12 protein-coding genes are annotated in these 17,199 nt (G+C 57.1%); 7 read left to right on the forward strand and 5 right to left on the reverse strand.

What is annotated here, in order from left to right; translation table 11 throughout:
• Positions 1-23: 23 nt before the first annotated feature.
• A complete protein-coding gene (locus tag ACTQY5_RS00755) occupies positions 24-1,334 on the forward strand; it encodes an aminopeptidase C (RefSeq protein ID WP_441368645.1) in 1,311 nt (436 codons plus the stop codon).
• 348 nt (positions 1,335-1,682) lie between these two features.
• Here the strand turns inward: ACTQY5_RS00755 and ACTQY5_RS00760 are convergent, their stop codons facing one another.
• Positions 1,683-3,131: an amino acid permease gene (locus ACTQY5_RS00760; RefSeq protein WP_441368646.1), complete on the reverse strand. Its 1,449-nt coding sequence runs from the start codon at positions 3,129-3,131 to the stop codon at positions 1,683-1,685.
• Between the two features lie 125 nt (positions 3,132-3,256).
• On the opposite strand from ACTQY5_RS00760, the gene ACTQY5_RS00765 reads away from it, so the two are divergent.
• Entirely contained in the window at positions 3,257-4,537 is a 1,281-nt protein-coding gene (locus ACTQY5_RS00765) for a M18 family aminopeptidase (RefSeq protein ID WP_441368647.1), read from the forward strand.
• A gap of 31 nt (positions 4,538-4,568) precedes the next feature.
• Here ACTQY5_RS00765 and ACTQY5_RS00770 read toward each other — a convergent pair whose 3' ends face one another.
• Together ACTQY5_RS00770 and ACTQY5_RS00775 are read right to left on the reverse strand one after the other, a co-directional pair.
• Positions 4,569-5,537 carry a lactate/malate family dehydrogenase gene (locus ACTQY5_RS00770; protein WP_441368648.1) on the reverse strand — a complete coding sequence of 323 codons (969 nt, stop codon included), beginning with the start codon at positions 5,535-5,537 and terminating at the stop codon, positions 4,569-4,571.
• A gap of 481 nt (positions 5,538-6,018) precedes the next feature.
• Complete coding sequence (locus tag ACTQY5_RS00775) at positions 6,019-6,624, reverse strand: ECF transporter S component (protein WP_154488769.1); 606 nt, start codon at positions 6,622-6,624, stop codon at positions 6,019-6,021.
• Positions 6,625-6,839: 215 nt separating this feature from the next.
• Between ACTQY5_RS00775 and ACTQY5_RS00780 the strand changes: the two genes are divergently transcribed.
• The 5 genes from ACTQY5_RS00780 to ACTQY5_RS00800 all read left to right on the forward strand — a co-directional run bounded on the left by ACTQY5_RS00780 (position 6,840) and on the right by ACTQY5_RS00800 (position 13,483).
• Positions 6,840-7,691, forward strand: coding sequence for a ChbG/HpnK family deacetylase (locus ACTQY5_RS00780; RefSeq protein ID WP_302158281.1), 852 nt, complete (start codon positions 6,840-6,842; stop codon positions 7,689-7,691).
• Positions 7,692-8,020: 329 nt separating this feature from the next.
• Positions 8,021-8,923: a 1-phosphofructokinase gene (pfkB, locus tag ACTQY5_RS00785; protein WP_288274301.1), complete on the forward strand. Its 903-nt coding sequence runs from the start codon at positions 8,021-8,023 to the stop codon at positions 8,921-8,923.
• A gap of 1 nt (position 8,924) precedes the next feature.
• Entirely contained in the window at positions 8,925-10,844 is a 1,920-nt protein-coding gene (locus tag ACTQY5_RS00790) for a PTS fructose transporter subunit IIABC (protein ID WP_441368649.1), read from the forward strand.
• Between the two features lie 620 nt (positions 10,845-11,464).
• Positions 11,465-12,103, forward strand: coding sequence for a prepilin peptidase (locus tag ACTQY5_RS00795; protein ID WP_441368650.1), 639 nt, complete (start codon positions 11,465-11,467; stop codon positions 12,101-12,103).
• A 36-nt stretch (positions 12,104-12,139) separates the two neighbouring features.
• Positions 12,140-13,483 carry a pilus assembly protein TadG-related protein gene (locus ACTQY5_RS00800; protein ID WP_441368651.1) on the forward strand — a complete coding sequence of 448 codons (1,344 nt, stop codon included), beginning with the start codon at positions 12,140-12,142 and terminating at the stop codon, positions 13,481-13,483.
• Positions 13,484-13,921: 438 nt separating this feature from the next.
• Here ACTQY5_RS00800 and ACTQY5_RS00805 read toward each other — a convergent pair whose 3' ends face one another.
• Complete coding sequence (locus ACTQY5_RS00805) at positions 13,922-15,607, reverse strand: hypothetical protein (RefSeq protein ID WP_441368652.1); 1,686 nt, start codon at positions 15,605-15,607, stop codon at positions 13,922-13,924.
• The gene (locus tag ACTQY5_RS00810; RefSeq protein ID WP_441368653.1) at positions 15,597-17,180 is read right to left on the reverse strand and encodes an NAD(P)/FAD-dependent oxidoreductase; all 1,584 of its coding nucleotides are present in this window, start codon (positions 17,178-17,180) and stop codon (positions 15,597-15,599) included. Before ACTQY5_RS00810 ends, ACTQY5_RS00805 begins: the two co-directional genes overlap by 11 nt.
• Between the last annotated feature and the right edge of the window lie 19 nt (positions 17,181-17,199).

Genomic DNA, 17,199 nt, shown 5'->3' on the forward strand with positions numbered 1-17,199 from the left:
TGTCGAGAAAGGAAAGATATCCAATGAAAGAAATCAACAATACCTTGCTGAAAGAATTCCGTGCTGCCTATGACCGGGATGCAGCCGCCCGGACCCTGAACAGTGCCCTGGCCAAAACCGACCTGGCGGACCTGTCTTTTGTGCCCATGCAGGCGGCCCTCCACCAGGGACCCTTTGCGGTGGAAGTGAAGACCCGGGGAATCACCGCCCAGCAGAAGTCCGGCCGGTGCTGGCTCTTTGCGGCTCTCAACATCATGCGGGAAATCGTGGCGGAAAAGTGTGGCTTGGAGGAATTCGAACTGTCCCAGAACTATCTCAGCTTTTACGACAAGCTGGAAAAGGCCAACAACTTCCTGGAAATGGTCATCGAACAGGCCGGGGAGCCGGTGAAAGGCCAGAGCATGCAGTACGTGCTCCGGGGCATGGTGGATGGGGGCTACTGGAGTGAAGCGGCCCATCTGGCGGCCAAATACGGGGTGGTGCCCAAAGCCGCCAACCCGGAATCCTACCAGTCGGAACATACGGACCGGTTCCTGGCTGCCATGAACCGGCTGCTCCGGAAAGATGCCCTGGAGCTCCGGGAACTGGTGGCTGCCGGAAAGGATCCCTATCCCCGGAAGAAGGAAATGCTGGCGGAAGTGTACAAAGCGGAATGCATCGCCTTCGGGGCGCCGGTGGAGACCTTCGATTTTGCCTGGCGGGACAAGGACAAGAACTACCACTGTGACCGGAACCTGACCCCCAGGGAATTCTACGACAAATACGTGGGCCTTGTCCTGAAAGACTACATGCCCGTGATCAACGAACCCACCCCGGACAAGGAAATGGATACCCCGGTGGCCTTCCACGCTGTGGAAAACATGGTGGGGAAGGACATGGAAGCCCTGAACCTGTCCCAGGAAGCCCTGGAAGACCTGTGCGTCCGCCAGCTCCAGGCCGGAGAACCGGTGTGGTTCGCCTGCGACGCCGGTGCCTACGGAGCCCGGAAAGAAGGGATCTGGGATCCGGACAGCGTCCAGGTGGAAAAGCTCCTGGGAGGATTTTCCTGGGATATGCCCAAAGGGAAGCGGCTGGAATACGGAGCCAGCTCCGCCACCCATGCCATGCTACTGACCGGGGTGGATTTCGATGCCAATGGCCGTCCCACCCGTTGGAAAATCGAGAATTCCTGGGGCAAGGAAGTGGGGAAGAACGGCTATTTCGTCTGCTCCGAAAAGTATTTCAAAGAATACGTCTACGAAGCCGTGATCAGAAAATGCCATTTTACCCCGGAACAAAAAGAAATGCTGAAAAAAGAACCCATCCGGATCAATCCCTGGGATGAGGATGTATGAAAAAAGGAAGAAACCCACAGCAAGCCGGTTTCTTTGATGGTAAACGCATCCGTTGGATGCTAACCCACCACCATTGCGCAAGCGCAACGGTCCCCCGCCCTTGTAAAGGGCGGATATACGCTCGGGCTGGCGCCCATCGCTCTTTGGTAAGTACAAGGGCGTTAGCCCGCGTACTTACTATCCGCCCTTTACAAGGGCGGGGGACCAGCCGTGAGGCTGGTGGTGGGTTAGCCGCTTCAGCGGCGTTTCCCTTTAGAACCATCTGCCTTCGGCAGATGGTCTCCTTCGGCCGCTGCCCGCTGACAAAAAAACAAGGTGCTGCATGTTTTATGCAGCACCCTGTTTTTCTTACTCCCGTTCCTTCTTCGCCAGTTCCGGCAGGATGAACCCGATCCCGATCAGTACCAGCGGGGTCAGGATGTTCATGGCGAACTGGAAGTACCAGGTGTCGGTACCGCTCTGGACCCCACGGGGGAACATGCCCATGATGCAGGCGAAAGCGGTGAAGGCGAAGCACCAGAACCCGGCCAGCATGCCCAGGCCCTTGCTCTTCACGAAATGGTATTCAGAAACATAGTTGTCCGCATGTTTCTTCAGCATCATGTAGGCAAAGAACACCCACAGATACCGGAGCGGCATGCACACCGCGTTCAGACGGATCAGCCAGTTGTACAGGCTGGTCATGTCCCCGATCCCCAGCGCCGGTACGATCAGCAGGATGGAAACCAGGATGGCGGTCAGTTTGTACCCGGTTACAGGCACCCCTTTGGCGTTCACTTTGGTGAACACTTTGGGCACGAACTGGGGATCCACGTCGGACAGCAGGATCTTGATGGGGGCATCGATGGAAATGGCCAGGGTGGCGGCCTGTCCCAGGGCGGTGCAGATGGCGTAGATGATCACGAAGGTCTGGCCGATGCCGTAGTATTCACCCAGCTTGGAGAAGCTGTAGTAGGCCCCGTTCATCATCAGGTCCTTGGGGATGTTGTTGGGGTCGAACATCAGCCCCATGGCAAAGGTCCCCAGCAGGGCGGTCACCGCCACCATAATGGCCATGAAGATCATGGATTTGGGATATTCAGAAGAAGGTTTCTTCAGGTTGTTTACATAGGGGCTCAGCCGTTCGCAGCCGCCAACAGCAAACACCAGGATCCCCAGGGTGGTCATGTAGTCAAAATCGAAGGTGGGCATCAGGGTTTCCCAGTTCAGGCTGTAGCTGAAGGTCTTGGCGGTGGTCAGGTGAGGAGCCGCCAGGGCCAGCAGGATGTACAGGATGGACATGACGAACATGAAGCTCCCGGACAGGGCGCCGATCCGTTTCAGGGCCGTAACCCCTTTGGAGGCGTACCACAGGAAGAAAAAGAAAATCACAAGAGCGATGCATTGCAGGACCAGGGGCGAAATCATTTTCGTCAGGGATCCGTTCTGGAAAAAGGCCCAGCCGAAGGCGATGAGCATGTTCTGGGGTTTCTGGGCCAGGTAGGGCATGTGGACGATCCAGTAGGTCCAGCCGGCGAAGTAGGCCAGCTTGGCGCGCGAAGTGGACCGGATCCAGGAGGATACGCCCCCGGCGCTGTTCTTGAAGGTGGAACCCATTTCACCGACCATGAGCACATAAGGGATGAAGTACAGGGCGAACATGAGGATCCAGGACACTACGGCCTTGAGACCCTGGTTGGCATAGCCGTTGACGATGTTCCCGAACCCCCACACGGAGGTAAAGGTCATCAGGCCCAGCGCTTGCCAGGATAAAACTTTGTTGCTTCCATTGTTGAGTGTTTTTTCTTTTTCAGCCATTGGAAAGCCTCCTTTACAAAAGATGGTTCCATTATATCATGCAGCGGTATTATCTGGCTAGTTAAATAAAAAAGTTTTTGAACAATTTTGTACCTTATGATACAATGTCAACAGGAGGTGTCGAAATGAATCAAACTACGAAAGATTTACTGAACCTGATCCAAAAGAGCACGTCTCCGTACCATACGGTGGCGGCCAGCCGTGACCTGCTGCTGGCAGACGGCTTTGTTGAACTCCCCCTGGGCGGGGACTGGACCCTGGCCCCGGACAGCAAGTACTTTGTCACATGCTTCGATTCATCCCTGTTTGCCTTCCGTACCGGTAAAGCAGGATCCCGGGGGCTGAAGATTGCAGCCGCCCATACGGATTTTCCCTGCTTCCGGCTGAAACCGGCGGCGGAAGTGGATACCCAGGGCTATGGCACCCTGAACGTGGAAGGATACGGCGGCATGATCGTATCCACCTGGATGGACCGTCCTCTGTCCCTGGCCGGGAAGATCGTCACCCGGACGGAAGATCCCTTCAAGCCCCGGACCCACCTGGTGGATTTCAAACGGCCTCTTTTGAGCATGTCCAGCCTGGCCATCCACATGAACCGGGAAGTGAACGACGGCTACAAATGGAACAAACAGAAAGATGTGCTGCCCCTGGCCACCATGCTGGGCGAGGACCCGGAAGACAAGCACTTCTTCACCAACTTCCTGGCCAAGGAACTCCAGGTGAAACCGGAAGACATCCTGTCCTTTGAACTGTCCACCTATCCGGTGGAAGAAGGCTGCACCTTCGGGCTGAAGGATGAATTCATCTCCTCCGGCCGTCTGGACAACCTGACTTCCTGCATGGGCTGCCTGAAGGGCATCATGAACGGCAAAGGCACCGAAGGACTGCGGGTGGCCTGCCTGTTCGACAACGAAGAAGTGGGCAGCAACACGAAACAGGGAGCCGATTCCCTGGTGCTGAACAACCTGCTCCACCGGATCTACACCAAACTGGGCCTGACGGAAGAAGCTCTGTATGAAGACATGGCCAACGGGTTCATGCTCAGCGTGGACGTGGCCCATGCCCTCCATCCCAACTATACGGACAAATGCGACATCACCAACAAGCCCAAACTGGGCCAGGGTGTGGTGCTGAAACAGGCCTGCAGCCAGGCGTATGCCGGGGATGCGGAAGCGGTGGCCATTGTGAGAGGCCTCTGCGCCGCCAACGGGATTCCCTGCCAGCTGTTTGTGAACCGCAGCGACATCAAAGGGGGATCCACCCTGGGGTCCATGGCATCGGCCCTGACTCCCATCCGGACCATGGATATCGGTGTGGCCCTTCTGGCCATGCACAGCGCCCGGGAAACCATGGGAGCCGCCGACCAGAAGGCACTGGAAGATCTGATTACAGTGTTCTTTGGATAAAACGTGAGAAAAAGAAAAGGTGTGACCGCGGTCACACCTTTTCTTTTTCCTTTAATATGATATCATACGCCTTGCTCACATTCTCACGGATGGCAGCGGCACAGGCTTGGAACTGCTTTTGTTCTTCCGGGGTCAGGGGCAGATCCAGGACCTTTTCCACGCCTTCCTTGCCGATTACCGCCGGTACGCCGATGAACAAGTCCTGCTGGCCGTATTCCCCGTCCAGTTCCACCGAGCAGGGGAGCACCCGCTTTTCGTCCCGGAGGATGGTCCGCACCAGGGTGGCTGCCGCGCCGGCAATGCCGTATTCCGTGCACCATTTGCCGGAGACCGTAACCCAGCCTCCTTTGATAGCCTGTTCCTGGATTCTGGTCCGGTCGAACTTCCGTCCCGTGTGCTGTTCATACTGGTCCACGGTCATCCCGGAAAAATTCAGCAGGGACCAGGGGACGAACTGGGAATTCCCGTGCTGACCCAGCATAAAGGCGCTGAAGCTCCGGCTGTCCAGCCCTGTAAAATCGCTGATGGCGTGGCGCAGCCGGGCCGAATCCAGAAGCGTCCCTGTACCCAGCACCTGGGACCGGGGGAGACCGGACAGATTGGCGATTTCCCCGGTGATCAGGTCACAGGGGTTGGTGATGTTCACAAAGATCCCATCGAACCCGGCATCCATGATCCGGGGAATGAACCGGGCCACCTGGATCACACTGTTTTTCAGTTCATCGTCCCGGTTGAAGTTCCGGCACAGAGAAATATCCCCCACGGCGATCACAATAATGGCACAGTCCTTGAGACCGGCATAGTCCGTGGTCCGGTAGGTTACCCGGTTGGGCATGAAAGGGACAGCATCGTTCAGATCATTGCATTCGCTGGTGAGTTTTTTGTCATCAATATCGCAGAGCAGAATCTCGTCAGCGATCCCCATCATTCCCAGGGAATAAGCCACATGGGCGCCCACATGGCCAACACCGACGATGCCTACAGCGTTTTTTTCAATCATGGCAGAACCTCCTTGATTTGGCAGTAATAGAATCCCTTACCAATCTATTGTAGCATGGTTCTGTGACAGCTGAAAGGACATTTGAAAATGTATACTGGATACAGGGACGGTCAGCGGACGCAGGAGACCATCTGCCGGGGGCAGATGGTTCTGAAGGGAAACGCAGCCAGGGGGCTGCTAACCCACCACCATTGCGCAAGCGCAACGGTCCCCCGCCCTTGCAAAGGGCGGATATACGATTGGGCCTATGGCCCATTGCTTTTTATAAGGATAGTAACGGGTGCTGTTTATCAGTACCTTTTTCAGGGCGGATACACGCTCGGGCTGACGCCCATTGCTTTTTGGGCACCAGGGCGATAGCCCGCGTGCCATATATCCGCCCTTTTCAAGGGCGGGGGACCAGCCGCAAGGCTGGTGGTGGGTTAGCAGCCTTCTGGCTGCGTCCACGTTCAAAGCCCGGCAGATGACGGGCTTCCCTTATTTACTTTTTAATGATCTCCGTCAGCGCCAGACTGGCCTTCTTATAGATTAGATACGTAATCCCTGACACCACCGCGTACTTCAGCAGGTTGAAGGGCAGCACCGTCAGCAGTAGGAAATCCGTCAGGCTGTGGACCAGGGGATTGGTGGCACTGGCCATTTTCAGGATCGCCTCCAGAGGGATTTTGTACAGCTTTACGTACAGCGGGATGGCCAGGAACCTGTTGGCCAGAACCGCGAACACACTGGCCACCAGGCTGCCGGCCACCAGTGCCGTCATGGCACCCTGGCGGGTCCGGTGCAGGTGATAGAACACCGTGGAGGGCAGCACATAGGCCAGGGCACACAACAGGTTCATCCCTTCCCCCACAAAAGCCGTAGAGCTTCCCACCAGCACCAGTTTGATAAGGATCTTCAGCAGTTCCGTCAGGCCCCCGGCCAGAGGCCCGATAAAGAATCCGGCAAACAAAGCCGGCAGGTCCGAAATCTCGAATTTCATGTACGCCGGGGCAAACGGCAGGGGAAACTCAAAAGCCATCAAAAGAGAAGACAAAGCCCCCAGTATTGCAATAAAAACCATAGCCCGGGGAGTCAAAGCACGATTCATGGGAAAATCTCCTTTCCAAATAAGAGCAAGTCCAGTGTAACAAAAGGGGTGGGGGATGTCAACGAGGTACCAGCCACCCAACCATCCACCTAATCACCTAACCACCTAACTCCTGAATCCCCTACAAATTTCCTGCCCCATCTGATATAATAAATAGTCACAACAACATTCGTTCCAGCCAATCCTGGCTGTTTTTCTTTGAAAGGATCTCTGTCATGTCCAAACAACTGATTGTCAATGCTGATGATTTTGGCCGTCATATCCTGATCAACCGGGCGGTGGAACGGGGGGTGGCACAGGGACTGATCCGGTCGGCCACGGTAATGGTCACCGGCGCCGCGTTTGAGGAGGCGGTGGCCCTGGCCCGCCGTACTCCCGCCCTGGGCCTGGGCATCCATTTCACCCTGGTGAACGCCAAACCAGTGCTGCCGGCCTCGGACATCCCCAGCCTGGTGGACCCGGCCACCGGGGAACTGTACCCGGACCATGGTGCGTTCGTGAAACGGTTCCTGACCGGCAAAATCCGGCTCCAGGACGTCCAGCGGGAATGCACCGCTCAGCTGGACCGGTTTTTGGATACGGGCCTGGTGCCCACCCACGCCGACAGCCATCAGCACATGCACGTGCTTCCCGGGATCATCGACATTATCCTGGACCTGTGCCTGGACCATGGGATCCCGGCGGTGCGGATCCCGGCCATCCCGGTGAGCCTTCTGGCCACCCGGCCCTCCAACCTGGGAGAACAGGTGGGCCGCACCGGTCTCCATGTGCTGGCGGAACGGGCCCGGAAGAAGGCCCACGCCCAGGGAATCCGCACCCCGGACCATTTCGGGGGCATTGTGGCCGGGGAAGCAGTGGACAAAAAAGCCCTCCGTACCATCCTGCTCCACCTGAAAGAAGGCACCACTGAAGTGATGCTCCACCCGGGCACCAGCAACGGCATCCTGATCCCCGCCACCCAGTGGGACCACGATTTCGAAGGGGAACTGGACGCTGTAACCGATCAGGAAATCCTCCAGCTGGTAAAAGAGCAGAATATCACGGTCCAGAATTTCAGGGACCTGTAAAAAAGAAAAAAGGAAACGGCGCCGAACAAAAAGCGGCGCCTAACCCACCACCATTGCGCAGGCGCAACGGTCCCCCGCCCTTGAAAAGGGCGGATATACGCTCGGGCTGTCGCCCGTCGCTCTTTGGTAAGTACAAGGGCGTTAGCCCGCGTACTTACTATCCGCCCTTTACAAGGGCGGGGGACCAGCCGCAAGGCTGGTGGTGGGTTAGCAGCCACCCGGCTGCGTCTACCTTCAGGGGCCGGCGGATGCCGGGCCTCCTTCTGCACCAGGGCCCCAAGGCCCGACGTGCCCTTTTCCATCCTGCACAGAAAGGAACACCATCCAAAATGATCTATACCATCACCTTCAATCCCTCCCTGGACTACGTGGTGACCCTGTCCCGCCTCCAGGTGGGGGCCATCAACCGGAACCAGGCCGAGGAAATCTTCCCCGGGGGCAAGGGCATCAACGTATCCTGGATCCTCCAGAACCTGGGGGTCCCCACCCGGATCCTGGGCTTTAAAGCCGGGTTCACCGGAGACGAAATCCAGCGCCTGGTGGAAGAGCGGGGCATCCCCTGCAGCCTGCTGCCTGTGGCAAACGGCTTTTCCCGGATCAACGTAAAAATCCGGGCCGGGGAAGAAACCGCCCTTAACGGCAAAGGGCCGGAAGTCACTTCCGCCGATCTGGACCGGCTCCAGGCCCAGCTCCGGGAGCTTACGTCCGAGGATATCCTGGTCCTGTCCGGCAGCGGCCCCAGCGGCTGTGCCCCTTCTCTCTACGGGGACATTGCCCGGGCCATGGAGCAGCGGCACATCCCCTGTGTGGTGGATGCCACCGGCAAACTCCTGGCCGGGGCTCTTTCTGCCCATCCCTTCCTGGTAAAGCCCAACGGGGAGGAACTGGAAGACCTGCTGGGCCGGAAGCTGCCCACGGAGCAGGATTTGATCCAGGGGGCCCGGGAACTCCAGCAGCAGGGAGCCCGGAACGTGCTCATCAGCCTGGGGGGCGACGGTGCCCTCCTGGTGGACGAAACGGGGAAAGTCCACCGTCACCTGGCCCCCAAAGGGACCATGGTCAACACGGTGGGAGCCGGCGACAGCATGGTGGCCGGTTTCCTGGCAGGATACCTGCGGAACAAAAACTGTGAAGAAGCCCTCCACTGGGGTATCTGCGCCGGCAGCGCCACGGCGTTCACCATGCATCTGGCGGAAAAGGAAGCCATTGAACAACTGGTAAAGGGGAATTGATATGCAGATCACGGATCTACTGAAACGGGAAAGTGTGGAACTGAACGGCTCCGCCGGCAGCAAGGCAGAAGCGCTGGACAAACTGATCCAGCTTATGGTGAAACAGGGGAACATCGCCGATCCGGAAGAATACCGGAAAAAGGTCTTTGCCCGGGAAGAAGAAGGGAGCACCGGGGTTGGGGAAGGGGTAGCCATTCCCCATGCCAAGACGGCAGCGGTCACCCGTCCGGGGCTGGCCTTTATGCGCTGCAGTGACGGGGTGGAATTCGATTCCCTGGACGGACAGCCTGCCAAACTGTTCTTCCTGATCGCCGCACCGGATACCAAGGACAATGTGCACCTGGACGTGCTCAGCCGTCTGTCCACCCTGCTCATGGATCCGGATTTCATCGACGGGATCATGGCTGTGGACAGTGTGGATGCCCTCTATGAACTGATCGGCAAGGCGGAAAAAGAGAAGTTCCCGGACGAAGCCGGGGAAGAACAGCCGGCGGAAGAAGCCCCTGCACCGGAAGAAGCCCCCAAAGGGTACCAGGTGCTGGCGGTCACTGCCTGTCCCACCGGCATCGCCCATACCTACATGGCTGCCGAAAGCCTGGAACAGCACGCCTCCCGCCGGGGCATTTCCATTAAAGTGGAAACCAACGGACAGAGCGGGGTGAAGAACGCCCTGACGGCGGAAGACATTGCCGGGGCCACCGGAATCATCGTGGCCGCGGACAAATACGTGCCCATGAACCGGTTCAAAGGGAAACCGGTGGTAATCGTGAAAGTGGCCGACGGCATCAACAAGGCCGACCAGCTGCTGGACGAAGCCCTCAGCGGCCAGGCTCCCATTTATCAGGGGGAAGCCGGCGGGGAAGCAGCCGGAGAACCGGTGGCGGAAGAAAGCGGCGCCCGGAAGGCCTACAAGCACCTGATGAACGGGGTGTCCCACATGCTGCCCTTCGTCATCGGCGGGGGCATCCTCATCGCCCTGGCTTTCCTGTTCGACATGGGAGCCGCCGGTACCGCCCAGTTCGGGTCCAGTACCCCGCTGGCCGCCTTCTTCAAGAACGTGGGAGGCCTGGCTTTCAGCTTCATGATGCCCATGCTGGCCGGGTTCATTGCCGCCAGTATCGCTGACCGTCCCGGGCTCCTGGCCGGGTTCGTGGCCGGGGCCATGGCTTCTGCCGGGGGCAGCGGTTTCTTCGGCGCCCTGGTGGGTGGCTTTGCCGCCGGGTATCTGATCCTGGCTTTGAAGAAGGCCTTGGCCTTCCTGCCGGAATCCCTGGAAAACATCAAACCCATCCTGCTGTACCCGGTGCTGGGGCTGATGATCATGGGGGCCCTGATGGTGGTCCTGATCAACCCGGTGATGGGTGCGGTGAACCACTGGGTCAACGGGGGCCTCACCGCCATGAGCGGGGGCAGCAAAGTACTCCTGGGCCTGGTGCTGGGGGGTATGATGAGCATCGACTTCGGCGGGCCTCTCAACAAGGCCGCCTATGTGTTCGGTACTGCCTCCCTGGCCGGGGCTGACGGACAGGCCGTGTCCTCTCCCTTTATGGCCTCTGTGATGATCGGGGGCATGGTGCCGCCCCTGGCCATTGCCGTGGCCTGCCGGCTGTTCCCCAAGAAGTTCACGGCACAGGAACGGAACTCTTCCGTGACCAACTTCATCATGGGGCTCAGCTTCATCACCGAAGGGGCCATCCCCTTTGCAGCGGAAGATCCCTCCCGGGTGATTCCCGCCTGTGCCATCGGGTCCGCCGTGGCCGGGGCCCTGTCCATGGTGTTCGGCTGCACCATCCCGGCCCCTCACGGAGGCATCTTCGTGTTCGGCGTAGTCCACAACTGGCCCATGTACCTGGCTTCCCTGGCCGTAGGGACGGCAGTGGGTGCGGTGCTGCTGGGTATGTTAAAGAAGAATAGAGAGTGAAAAAAGAGGGGCGCGGGCCCCTCTTTTTTTGTCAGCGGCGGTCGGATGCCAGCTGCGCTGGCTTTGAAGAGAAACGCAGCCTGGGGCTGCTAACCCACCACCATTGCGCAGGGGCAATGGTCCCCCGCCCTTGAAAAGGGCGGATAAAGGCACGGCGGGCAGAAGCCCTTGTGCAGAAGGAGGCCCGGCTGCCGCCGGCCCCTGAAGGGAAACGCAGCCAGGGCTGCTAACCCACCACCATTGCGCAGGCGCAACGGTCCCCCGCCCTTGCAAAGGGCGGATATATGCTCGGGCCTTTGGCCCATTGCTGCTTGTCGGCGTTCGCAGTGACCACGGTTCGGCGCGGATATACGCTCGGGCAATCGGCCCATTGCTTTTGGTACCAGGGCTTGTTAACCTGCGTGTCCCAAAACGAGGGACCTGCGTCCCGAGTTTTTATCCGCCCTTTGCAAGGGCGGGGGACCAGCCGTTAGGCTGGTGGTGGGTTAGCAGCGTTAGCTGCGTTTCCATTCAAAAGCATCTGCCTGCGGCTGATGGTTTCCTTCGTCCGCTGCCCCTTGACAGCTGACAGCTGACCGCTTTTCCTGTATAATAGTACTAAAAAGGAGCGTACACCTGCCATGACACTTTTCTTTGTCTTTTTGCTGCTCCTGGCTGCTCTGGGGGTGGCCTGGGGTGGGTCTTTCTGGATCGACCGGCTCTATGACCGGGATCCTTCCATCCTTACTTTCCCCGACGCCATTGCCTCCCGCAGCCGCTGGCGGAAGCCCCTGCTTTTTATCGGGTTCCTGGGCTGCGGACTGCGGCTGCTGCAGCTTGCCTCCGGCCTGCCCCTGGTGCTCATGCTGGTGTTCACCGCTTTTCTCCTGTGGATGACCGCCACGGATTTTGAACAGTACTGCCTGTTCGATTCCATGATGCTTCCCTTTGCCCTGGCCGCCCTGGTGATGCTGGCCACCTATCCCGACATGCTGGTGAGCCACCTGCTGGCCGGCCTGGCAGGGGGACTGGTGTTCCTGGTGCTGGGAATCCTGTCCCGGGGCGCCCTGGGCGGGGGAGACATCAAGCTCCTGGCCGCCCTGGGCCTGTGGATGGGTCCCCAGAGCCTTGTCTTCACAGCGGCCGCCGGCACCGTCTTGGGAGGCCTGGCCGCCCTGGTGCTGCTCCTGGCCGGGCAGAAGAACCGGAAAAGTTCCTTTGCCTACGGACCCTATTTCATGCTCACCGCCCTGGCCCTGATGCTGGTCCGGGGATTGTAACATTTCATTTTCCTGTCCTTGAAGGAGGCGCTTCCCATGAAGCCTTTTACCCATAACCGGAAACAGAAAGGGGCCTTCCTGGTGCTCTTTGCCGTACTGCTGCCCGTGTTCCTGCTGCTGGTGGCCCTGGTCAGCGAAATCGGCCGGATCTGGGCCTATCACACCAAGCTCCAGAACGCTGCCGACGCCGCCGCCCTGGCCGGAGCCGCCAACTTCGTCAACGGGGACACCATCGATTCCCATCCCAATGCCGATCTGTTCGCCGACCGGTACGTAACTGCCAACCTGGGCCACAACCTGACCAGCAGCCCCAACCTCCAGCAGTTCCAGGCCAAAACCAAAGCCGCCACCGGCAGCGAAGGAGAAAAATCCTACTACCGGGTCCATCTGGAAGAAGAAATCCCCCTGATCCAGGCCACCGCCGCCTGGCTCCACCGGCCCACGTTCCTGGTAAAGGCCACTGCCGTGGCGCTGATTGGGAAGGAAGGGACCAGTGGAGGTGGAGAGGGCAAAAAACTGGGAAAGATGATAAGCATTGGATCAGAATTCTCAGGTTCTGTTAATGAAGCCAACAATGCAGCTATATATGGCAGTGTCTTCGATGGGGATGTTGCGATCTGGAATCGAAATACCTATCAGCAAATGATGCAAAATGAGAAGGATTCCAAATTCTTTATGAAAGAAGCAACAGACAGGTTTCTCACCAGGAAACAAGCGATACAGGCTGGCTTATATAAAGAACCAATATGGGTAGGGAATGAGTATCCGGGATTGGATGATCAGGCCTTGATGAATCAGCGGAATGCCATCATTGCTGAGGATGCTGAATCTGTAAAACAGGCATTTGATAATGCCAATAATGTTGTTGTAAAAAATGACAGACAAACATATAATTTGCCGCAAGATACTGGTTCATCCAGCAATTATTACAAATTGACCTCTAGTGACAGCAATAATTTTACGATTAACTTGTATAATTTTGGTGGAAATCAGGATGAACCAGTTTATATCTATATTCCCAATGATTACCCATCAATAGAAATACAACTGCGTGAAGATATTGTGCGGCCGATCATATTCTGCTATTTTGGTAAATTTCCCAGCAACCCATGGTATACACCTCCTGATACCAGGACAACGATTAGATTTATGAGCAATTATCACAGTTTTAGAGGAAGTATTTACACACCAACGGCAAAAATAGAACCATTCAATTATGAATACGGTAATTTTACAGGATCTCTTTATGCTGATAAAATTCTGTTTAATTCGAATCATGCCAACTTCAAATTCGAAGAGTTCTCTCTTCCCGGTGGCAGTGGCGGCGGAAGCGGCACCCCGGCCGTCAAACCCCGGCTGGTGGACAACAGCCTGTGGTGAGAAACCCAGTGCAGAGTAAAGAGTGAAGAGTGAAGAGTAAAGAGTGAAGAGAAGGGTCGGCCGGGCCGACAGATCCGTTGCGGAACCGTAGGGGACCCAGGCCCGGCGCCCCGCCTGCACGTCCCCACGCCAACCACGTCCAACCGTCAGTATGATAACCCATGACCCCAACGCCGTAGGGGCTCCCCGAAAGGGGAGCCCATCCCGGCCGCCATACCACCTGGGTCCACGTCCAAACCACCAAAAGGAAACCAGCCGCCAGTGCGGCTGCTTTTTAATTTCAAACCCGCAGGCCAGGGAAGGGCGCGCCTACGGCACGCCCCTACGCCGTTACGGTCGGAGGTTCGGTGGGGTGCGGGGGGCTGCTTTTCTATCCGCCCTTTCGACGGGTCCGCCGGCCGTTGACCGTTGACAAAATGGAGAGATTGAGGCTCTGCCTCAATCTCTCCATTTATATACCCGTACTTTTTTCTTCTTCTCCACCTCCGTGGCCTTTTCCTGCACTTCTTCATCTTCCTCTGAATCCCACAGCAGTTCGAACCGGGGATCATTTTTCAGGTTCACATACAGGGGGTCCAGATCGGTGGTGAGGAAATGGGTGAAGGGATACCGGGTGACAAAATCCCGGTAATCCAGTTTTCCGAAAATCAGGGAACAATATTCTTCCATCACGTCTTTCTGGTGGTTCAGTTTGGGCTTGAAGACTTCGGCACGGGCATCCATGTAGCAGGGAATTCCCTGGAATTCTGCGTAGGGACCATCGTTGTACCCTGTCCACAGGCAGATGGGACTTCCATTGGCGTCCTGTTGAATCACATCCACGCTTTTGGCAAGAACGAAATCTTCTCGGGGCAGTTGGAGTTTTGCTATGGAAAAAGGAACCAGCAGCAGTAAAGCAAGAGTTGCAAACAGTGTCCGGAGGTTTGGACGCAGTGTAAGGGGATTCATCCGTTCCTCCCAAAGTATCCGGAAATTCCATACTGCCATCAGCAACAGGATTCCAAAAGCACCCAAAAACAGAGGGCAGCGGTCGGAGGTTACCTTTGTTTGCTGAAACAGTGCCCAAGTACCGAACAAAGCCGCCGTTCCCAACAGAAGAATCATCCGGCGGGTCCGGGGCCAGGAAGAAACACTGACAGTGGCATGGAGATTTTCGTAATCGGCCAGAATGTCAGCCAAGGGAAAAAGTCCGGCCACTAAGAAAAGAAAGGAACTTCGGTTGGCCTGAAGTGCCATGAACCCGGTGCCCAGAGCCAGCAGCTGTTGCCGCAGAGGAAGAGAATGGCGGGCATAGATGGCGGTGCAGAAAAACAGAAGAACAAGTATTATGACCAGATAGGGGAATCCTGGATCCATACTCAGAGGATGCATTTCGGATACCAATCGGTTAATGTCCTTATATCCATAGGAATTGAAGGCATAGGTCATGGATTCTGTTCCATACGGGCTGCAGAAGCCGCCTGCCACAATGGAGGCAAACAGCAACAGGAAATCTTTGGCTTTCCAGGTCAGTTCCCATTTGCCAAAGGGAAGATGGGGACCCACCAAGGCTTCGAAGGCATAGGGCAGCAGGAAAACCGTGAACATGGGCCACATGGCTCCGTGAAGGTTCACCAGCAGGGCGGACAGAAGGAAGAACAAAGGAATCAGGAACCGGGGCATACGGGGCTGGCTGACAGATCTTTCCAGCAGATAAATTCCCAGAAGAAAAATCAGGCCGGACATGGTCTGGGGACGCTGGAACAGATAGCCTGCGGACAGCAGGAAAAGCCAAAGCAGCAGGAAAAAACGGACAGGGCCCGAAATTTGTCTGATTTTCAACTTTACCAGCCGGACATAGACAAAAAAGAAAAGGGCTGCCATAATCCAGTTGTAAGCAAGCATGGCTTTCAGACCACCCAGTTTGTACAGTTTCCACAACCCCAGGTCAAAGAGCCATTGATGCATGACAAAATGAAAATTTTGATGGATGGTAAATGGCTCCACATGGGGGATGCCGAACTGTTCCACATACCGTCCGCTGTTCAGCAGGAACCAGCCATCGTTGTCAAAGCGATTGGTGAAAAGCACAACCACTAGAATCAGGAAAATGGCATAAATAAAGGAAAAAAGTTTATTTTTCATGGCTCTGTCCTTCCTGTGTTTCCATTTCCTGATATTCCTGCTCCGTATTCACCTGCCAAAGGGCCGTTTTGTCAGTTTTCCCCTGGCGGATCAGGTCCACGGCGGTCATGGCGGAGAGCATGGAATGGTCCATGTTGTTGTACCGGTGCTGGCCGTTCCGTCCCATGCAGTAAAGATTGGGGATGGTGTCCAGTTCCTGCCGGAGCCGGGGAAAATCCCCATAGCTGCCGTAATAGGCAGGATAGGCCTTTTTCATCCGCACCACATGGCCTTCCTGCACCGCCCCGGGCCGGATCACATGGATGGTTTCCAGTTCTTTGGCGGCAAAGGAAATAAAATCACTGTCGGTCATGGACCACAGGGCGTCCCCTTCCTGACAGAAATATTCCAGGCCGATCCACAGGGTGTGGAGGGGATCCCGGACCAGGTAGGGGGACCAGTTGTTGAAGATCTGGAGCCGGCCCAATTTTACGTCCGGTTCCTGAACGTAAATCCAGCAGTCCGGGATCCTGTTGTTCAGGGTAGGGTGATCCGTCTCATTTTTCAGTTCCAACCGGTCCACCAAAAGACCGGCCGTGACGAAATCCCGGTAGGGAAGGGCAGCAGCGGTTTCCCGGGCCTGGGGGGAAAGCCAGTCCTGAGGCAGGCCGGCGGCCAGGTCCTTTACCGGCATGGTGGACAGGACGAAATCTGCCGGCACCTGTTGGAGGTTCCCTTCCCGGTCCCGGTACTGGACGGCAGAAAGGGCCTTGTCCCCTCCGCCGATGAACCCGGTGACTGTGGCACCCATGCGGATCTCTCCGCCCAGACGGAGCACTTCGTCCCGGAGGGTTTCGTAGAACTGGCCGGGGCCGAATTTGGGATAGAGGAACCGTTCGATAAGGGAGGTCTGGACTTCCTTGGGCTGGATGTGGAAGGTCCGCTGGAACAGGTCCTTCAGCACGGCGCCGATGGAAATGCCCTTGATCCGCTGGCTGCCCCAGTCGGCAGAGAGGTTTTTGGGAGAAAGACCCCAGACCTTTTCCGTATAACCGGCGAAAAAGGTCCGGTAGAGTTTTTCTCCGAACCGGTTGATCATGAAATCTTCCAGGGTGTTTTCCGGCCGTTTGTGGAAGCAGGAATACAGGTAGGAACAGCCGATTCCTGCCATGGCAGGGATCCCCAGGTTCCAGATAGTGGTCCGGTTCAGGGATACCGGGTAATCGAAGAATTTGTGCCGGTACAGGATCCGGGATACCCGCTGGCGGCCCAAAAATACCCGGTCCGTCTCTTCCGGATCCACGCCCTGGGGATCCAGGGTGCAGGAACGGTGGAGCAGCCGGTCGTCCAGAGCCGGGGCGGAAGCACGGGGCATGAGACTGTCCCACAGGGCCTGGACCCGGGGGTCTTTGGTGAAGAAACGGTGGCCGCCGATGTCCATCCGGTTGCCGGAAAAGTTGACGGTGCGGGAAAGACCGCCCACCTGGGTGTCGGATTCCAGGATCAGGGGGCGGATGGATGTGGTGCGCAGAAGTTCATAGGCAGCCGTAAGCCCTGCCGGCCCGGCCCCAATGATTACAGCCTGTTTTGTCATGTGCGGTCCCTCTTTTGTC

The organism is Acidaminococcus sp. HCP3S3_H5, from assembly GCF_052122235.1.
Lineage (GTDB): Bacteria > Bacillota > Negativicutes > Acidaminococcales > Acidaminococcaceae > Acidaminococcus.